This window comes from Cognataquiflexum rubidum, from assembly GCF_022538115.1.
Taxonomy (GTDB): Bacteria; Bacteroidota; Bacteroidia; order Cytophagales; family Cyclobacteriaceae; genus Cognataquiflexum; species Cognataquiflexum rubidum.
The window spans coordinates 1-1,557 of sequence record NZ_JAKZAL010000056.1 but is presented as its reverse complement, the minus strand read 5'-3'; the positions used below and the strand labels follow the sequence as shown (position 1 = coordinate 1,557).

Annotated in this window: 2 protein-coding genes; one reads left to right on the top strand and one right to left on the bottom strand. The window is 44.8% G+C overall.

Features of this window, described 5'->3' with window-relative positions; all coding sequences use genetic code 11:
* The first annotated feature begins 84 nt into the window (after positions 1-84).
* The gene (locus MMU05_RS22990) at positions 85-1,164 is read left to right on the top strand and encodes an IS110 family RNA-guided transposase (RefSeq protein WP_241143999.1); all 1,080 of its coding nucleotides are present in this window, start codon (positions 85-87) and stop codon (positions 1,162-1,164) included.
* 148 nt (positions 1,165-1,312) lie between these two features.
* On the opposite strand, the gene MMU05_RS22985 is transcribed toward MMU05_RS22990, so the two are convergent.
* Positions 1,313-1,557, bottom strand: a 245-nt coding sequence (locus tag MMU05_RS22985; RefSeq protein WP_241143998.1) for a hypothetical protein, incomplete at its 5' end; no start/stop codon positions are given.

Below are 1,557 nucleotides of genomic sequence, written 5' to 3'. Positions count from 1 at the left end.
AGCCTGTATGTTTAAATTAAGTAAAGCCAAGAGGTTAATGTAACTTTAAGTATCAAATAAATCTTACACTAAACCTCAAGGCTTATGGAAACGCTTCAAGTTACAAAAAATCCTGATTTTACGGGAGAAATGATCTACGTGGGCATTGACGCTCACAGTAAACAGTGGACTGTTACAGTGATGACTGAGCATCTGGAACACAAGACATTTGTTCAGCCACCGGAGGGTGTGACTCTTGGTAAATATTTAAAAAAGCATTTTCCCGGAGGTACTTATAAGAGTGTTTATGAGGCAGGTTTCTGCGGTTTTTCGGTTCATTACGAGCTTGTTTCAGAAGGGATTGATAACATAGTGATCAATCCGGCAGATGTCCCTACCACCAATAAAGAGCGTAAGGGCAAGCGTGACGGGGTTGACAGCAGAAAATTGTGCAGGGGGCTTCGTCAGGGAGTACTCAGAGGTATCCACATTCCGGAAAAATGCGAGCAGGAGGAGAAAGAATCCATGCGTCTGCGGAAAAAACTGACGGGGGAGATCAATAGGTACAAAAACAGGATCAAGGGTAAGCTACATCTCCATGGGATAAGGATTCCGGAAGAACACCTTGTCGGATCAGGGAGTTGGTCGAAAGGTTTCATGGGATGGCTTGATAGCGTAGAACTGGATTCTGAGGTGGGTACATTCGGTTTCCGTATATTGATAGAGCAGCTCAGGAACACGGTTTCGGTAAAGAAGAAACTTGAGAAGGAATTGGTGAGGTTGCTGTCAGAAGAATACGGGGAGGAGTTGAAGATCATCAGGTCAGTACCGGGGATTGGGCTGACAGCAGGATTGGTTTTCCTTAGCGAACTCGGGGATACGTCAAGATTCCGTACAGCAGACAGTTTATGCTGTTTTGTGGGACTGGTGCCCAATACCTACGGCAGCGGTGAGAAGGAGCACAGTGGAAGGATGACCGGCAGGAAAAATGTACATGTGCAGACAGTTTTGGTACAGTGTGCCTGGACCGCGGCGAGAGCTGACCCGTCATTGGCAAAAAGCTATGAGGACTGGAGAAAAAGGATGGGTGCGAACAAAGCTATAATAAGGGTAGCCAGAAAGTTACTGCTAAGGATAAGGCATATTCTGTTGAACAAAGAACCATACCGTATAATGGCAGATTAAAAGATAGATAAAAACAATTGCCTGCCTTTAGGACCAAAAAATTGGTGGACCGAATTTGTCGAGTTGCAGCATGCCAACCATGACTGCTCACGATAGCCTACGGCCACCATCCTTACAAAATAAAACAGAAATGTAGCGGTAAACCAAATTACCGACTACTTATAGAAGCATGTTTGAAAGGATTGGCAAGCGTTGAGTTTTCCAAGGCATAGGCTCTTGGAATGGTAGCCAAAAAAGGGCCGGATAAAACCGGCCCCTGACCATTCCAGTCGATCAGACTATTCCTGACAGGTTGCTCTCCAGCAGAGCCCGGTTCCGCTTTGTCTGATACTAACCAATTTAAATAGAAAAGAAGAAATATTAACCGATTTGCTAGGAATTTAACATAGAAAC